General features: G+C 60.8%; 3 protein-coding genes and 2 pseudogenes. 2 read left to right on the forward strand and 3 right to left on the reverse strand.

From position 1 onward, the window contains the following. Window positions 1–186 (forward strand): annotated as a pseudogene (locus H7E91_RS08885) (hypothetical protein); the annotation flags it as partial. Here the strand turns inward: H7E91_RS08885 and H7E91_RS08890 are convergent. From H7E91_RS08890 to H7E91_RS08900, 3 genes and pseudogenes are all read right to left on the reverse strand, one after another. Next, window positions 176–826: pseudogene (locus tag H7E91_RS08890) on the reverse strand (DUF981 family protein); the annotation flags it as partial. The pseudogenes H7E91_RS08885 and H7E91_RS08890 overlap by 11 nt on opposite strands. Before the next feature lie 2 nt (window positions 827–828). Next, window positions 829–1,074 carry a hypothetical protein gene (locus H7E91_RS08895; protein ID WP_182354751.1) on the reverse strand — a complete coding sequence of 82 codons (246 nt, stop codon included), beginning with the start codon at window positions 1,072–1,074 and terminating at the stop codon, window positions 829–831. Between the two features lie 199 nt (window positions 1,075–1,273). Further along, complete coding sequence (locus tag H7E91_RS08900; RefSeq protein WP_182354752.1) at window positions 1,274–1,879, reverse strand: methyltransferase family protein; 606 nt, start codon at window positions 1,877–1,879, stop codon at window positions 1,274–1,276. A 195-nt stretch (window positions 1,880–2,074) separates the two neighbouring features. Here H7E91_RS08900 and H7E91_RS08905 point away from each other — a divergent pair, with 195 nt between their 5' ends. After that, window positions 2,075–3,559, forward strand: coding sequence for a Na+/H+ antiporter family protein (locus H7E91_RS08905; RefSeq protein WP_182354753.1), 1,485 nt, complete (start codon window positions 2,075–2,077; stop codon window positions 3,557–3,559). The last annotated feature ends 96 nt before the right edge of the window (window positions 3,560–3,655 follow it).

Below are 3,655 nucleotides of genomic sequence, written 5' to 3' on the forward strand. Positions count from 1 at the left end.
TACACCTCAGAGACCGAGCGGCGGGACGCGCTTCCCGGATGGCTGCACTTCTATAATCACCACAGGCACCACTCCGCAATCAGGGCCACGCCCATCAGCAGACTGAACAACCTGCCTGGACATCACACCAGATGTAGGTGCCGTCCGGCTGGGGGAAGAATCCGATGTGGCTGTAGAAGACCGTAAAAGACAGGAACAGCCACAGGATTCCAAAGCCCCAGGAGAACAGCGTGAAGACCCGGGCGACCCACCTATTCGTGTTGATGAAGGGCGAGAGAATAGCGGTGATGCCGGTCCCGACGTAGAGCACCATCATGAGGAGCGGCTCAAGGAGGCTCCCTGCAAGGAGGCGGGCGACCGGCTCGATGTCCGGTGGGCGCCACATCCCGAAGTGCATCCCGCCAATGCCGATGAGGATGAGCCCGAAGCCGCCGATCGAGGCGGCGATAAGGATAGGACGGAGAAGAGTGAAGTAGCCGTCGCCGGTCATCGGACGAATCCCCGCATCAGCCTTCGACTGCGCACGCAAAATTGCAATGCCCGCAATAAACGTCAGGAGGCCGTAATAGGCGGCCGGCTCGCCGAACGTGATGTTGTCGACCTTGCAGCAGAACGCACCATCGATCTGGTCAAGCGGCCACGTCAACATCATGTGGAGCCCGCTGGCGCCGAGGAAGAATCCGAGGAAAACGAAGGCGTAGCCCCAGCCTGCTATCGACAGCGAGTTATTGCGCTGGGCCGCCCTCATAAAGAGTGGCACGAGAAGGATGATCGCCCCCGCAGCGAGCGCCATCGTCGTGTTGTAGGTAGTTCCCTGGAGAAGCATGGTCAGTCATCATCTCCAACCTTGATGAGCTCGCGCACGGACATGAACGTCACCATGAGCGCGAAGGAAATGCAGAGACTGAGGATGGAGAGGTCCTGGCCGACACTGTCGGATGCTGTCACCCAGAAAATTGCCGCGATAATGCCGCCTACGAGAAATACGCCGAGAGCGATCTTCGGAAGTAGCGCGACCCAGCGCGCTGTCTGCGTTCCGCTCAATTCGGCGAAAGGTGAGATGTCATGACTCACGACTGGCATTTCTTCAATGAAATCACGTGACCCAGACCACCACAGTCCGGAGTCCTGTCCGTTTCACCATATTCCTGCACACCAGATGTGGCAAGTTGATAAGTTAATAAGTTCTGAAGCTCGAATTGCGCATTTTAACGCTTAACCGTCACGCTACCGCCTGGGACACCGCGAACCCTTCAAGGCCTGAACCAGGAGGTCATGCCCTCGGGCCTGGCCTGCGAAGAGTCGGAACTCCCAGCCAGCGGGGAGTCCGGTGAACGTAGCGTTCAAATTCCTCGCCGAACCTCTGCCTCATGGCTGACTCCTCTAACGGCACCTGAAGGCGGTCAATCACCGCGACAAAGAGGACAACCGGCGCGAGCGACCTCAGGGAGCCTCGGACAAGTGAGTGAGCGAGAAGCGTGCCTGCTATGCCGAGATACATGGGGTTACGAGTGAACTGGTTCGGTCCGGAATCGACAAGCGACTCCGGGTTGAGGCGAAGCGGGTCGATTGTTGTCGATTGCCGATAGAACCGGCGCACCGAATCAACCACGAGCCAACCGGAAGCACCCGCCGTTGCGGTCGCCGCGACAGCCCGTGCGGGGGTCAGTGGAGCCGCCCCGCCCAGGGCGATCTGCATTCCGAAGGCGGCACCACCCCAAACAGCGGGAGGCACCCGCCCGACGCGCGCAACATCATCACCCTGCTCGCGCTTGACGTGGCTCGCCGTGCCCTCGACAACGAGCCACGTTACGGCTTCGAGCAGTTCTTGTGCTGCTCTCGGGGTGCGGGGCCCAGTCCTTCGTCGATCGACGTTCATCACCACCTCGCTCACCGGGTGTTTGCGATGCACGGAGTGTGCATCGACCTTCTGATACCTATCGCAACACTGCCAGCCAGCATGGTTGATGACCAGTGGCAATGAGGCTTACCCACAATCACGTATCCATAACGTGGCGGTCCCGGGTGCTGCGGAGCACGGACGGATACGATGACGGGCGAAAGGGGGCTAGACATGAGCACGACATCAACGCAATCGCCCATCACTTCGTCAGATCATATCCAGTGGAAAGAGGTCTTTCCGCGCCATTCGGTCTTAACGATCGCGGCGCTCGCCGCAGTCTACGGGCTACTTGAGTTAACCGGAACGACCATCAACGCCGTAGTGCTGGCGATCGTCGTCATGGTCGCGCTCTGCCTTATCAAAGTTCCCGTCACCGTCGCCCTTATCGTGGCCGCGCTTCTCGGCGGACTTCAGGCCGGCATGGGTATGGAAGGATCGCTCGCTGCTTTCAACGACAACCTGCTTGTCGGGGCACAGGTCGGTTTGACGTACATCATGGTTGGAGCTCTCGCGGTCGCCCTGTCCCGTAGTGGCCTCATCGAGGTTTTCGCGCGGTGGATCACGAACAAAGTTGGTACTGACGAGGCGGCAACCGCGAAGGGTGTCAAATGGTCCCTGTTCGGGATCTTCATTGTCGCTTCGCTGCTGTCGCAGAACCTCGTCCCGGTGCACATCGCCTTCATCCCCATTCTCATCCCACCGCTTCTTGGCGTGCTCAACCGGCTACGAGTCGACCGCCGCGCCGTTGCCTGCATCCTGGCATGCTCGATGAGCGCGGCCTACCTGCTCCTGCCAACAGGATTTGGAGCCATCTACCTCAACGAGATCCTGCTCGCCAACGTCAACCAGTTCGGCGAGCCGTACGGCCTCACGGCAACAGCAAGCATGGCCCCGAAGGCAATGTTCTGGCCCGTCATGGGCCTCGTTGCAGGCATGATCTTCGCCGTCCTTGTCAGCTATCGGGCGCCCCGGGAATACAAGGAACCTGCCGCAGGCTCGGCTCTCGCGACGGCAACGACCGAAGCTCAGACGAAATTGCGCCCCTTCCCCCTCGTCATGACGATCCTCGGCCTCGCTGCCGCCCTGTTCTTCCAGATCGCCTTCGATTCGCTTCTCGTCGGCGCGATGGTCGGCTTCATTCTCCTCAGCATCGGCGGCATCTTCCGATGGAACGACCAAGATGACGTGTTCACAAGCGGCATGCTCATGATGGCGCAGATTGCCGTGATTATTACGGTCGCATCAGGCTTTGCCGGCCTTCTCGCCCAGACTGGCGACATCGAGCCTCTTATCGCCGCCACCGCCGACTTCGTTGGCGGCAACCTGGCCTTCGGCGGCTTCCTTATGCTCTTCATCGGACTCTTCATCACGATCGGCTTCGGTGACTCATTTGCCTCCGTGCCGATCCTCGCGCCGATCTACATCCCTCTCGCCCTCGAGCTCGGGTTCAGCCCGCTTGCCACCATTTGTCTGCTTGGCGCCGCCGCGGCCCTCGGCGATGCTGGGTCGCCGGCCTCCACAATTTCGCTCGGCGTGACCTCTGGTCTGAACGCGGATGGTCGCCATGACCACATCCGTGACTCCGTCATACCAACCTTCCTCCACTGCAATATCGGCATGCTTCTCTTCGCCTGGGTTGCATCGCTCATCCTCTAGGAACCACAAGCGCCACACGGCTACAGGGGTGGGGGCCCCCCGGGGGGGGGCCCCCCACCGGACCCGCGGGGGGGAAGGGGGGGCCCGGCCACCCCC

The sequence above is a fragment of the Flaviflexus huanghaiensis genome (assembly GCF_014118685.1).
GTDB classification, from domain to species: Bacteria; Actinomycetota; Actinomycetes; order Actinomycetales; family Actinomycetaceae; genus Flaviflexus; species Flaviflexus huanghaiensis.

Bases quoted from the DNA above. Each gene is read 5' to 3' on its own strand.
- H7E91_RS08900 (WP_182354752.1), bottom strand. From the start codon at position 1,879: ATGAACGTCGATCGACGAAGGACTGGGCCCCGCACCCCGAGAGCAGCA.
- H7E91_RS08905 (WP_182354753.1), top strand. From the start codon at position 2,075: ATGAGCACGACATCAACGCAATCGCCCATCACTTCGTCAGATCATATC.